This window comes from Herbiconiux daphne (genome assembly GCF_024979295.1).
GTDB lineage: Bacteria > Actinomycetota > Actinomycetes > Actinomycetales > Microbacteriaceae > Herbiconiux > Herbiconiux daphnes.
In genome coordinates, this window is record NZ_JANLCJ010000889.1 from 1 (window position 1) to 500 (window position 500).

The 500-nt window shown below is 39.6% G+C and carries 1 protein-coding gene; it reads right to left on the reverse strand.

Annotation, left to right across the window (positions count from 1 at the left end):
* Positions 1-138: 138 nt before the first annotated feature.
* On the reverse strand, positions 139-500 hold a 362-nt coding region (locus N1032_RS28220), incomplete at its 5' end, for a hypothetical protein (protein WP_259544067.1).

A 500-nucleotide genomic window follows, 5' to 3' on the forward strand; every position in this document is an offset into this window, starting at 1 on the left:
AAAATCCAGCGATGCACAGAGAGTAGGATCGCCAACTTGTTTAAATTCTTTAACTATCATCAACTTACCTTCTCCCTGTAACATCTTGTTACACTTATTTACAACTTGTAATTTCTCCCAATATAATAGGGATCATTTTCAAGCCTCTTTATACGCTGCCAAAACCTTAGCAAAATACTTATGATCTGTATCGTTGCCTCTCCAGCGTTTTACTGTTTTATCTAAACTGCCGCCATTATCTTTAACCATCTGCTGCAACATCTTCCGAACCACGATCCCATAAAGACGCTGATCAGGTTTACTATTTAAAATACCTGTTCCACCGTAACCAAATACAGGATCATTTTTATCAGCGTGCATCATCTTATGACCCTGAGCACTGAACCGATGAATATAATCTTTCTCCTGTTCACTGAATAAATCAGGGTGACGTTTATAAAAGTCGTCTAGGGTTGATACAGTTAGCTGTGCTGGGCCGTAGGCGGTTGAGGTTCCAGATT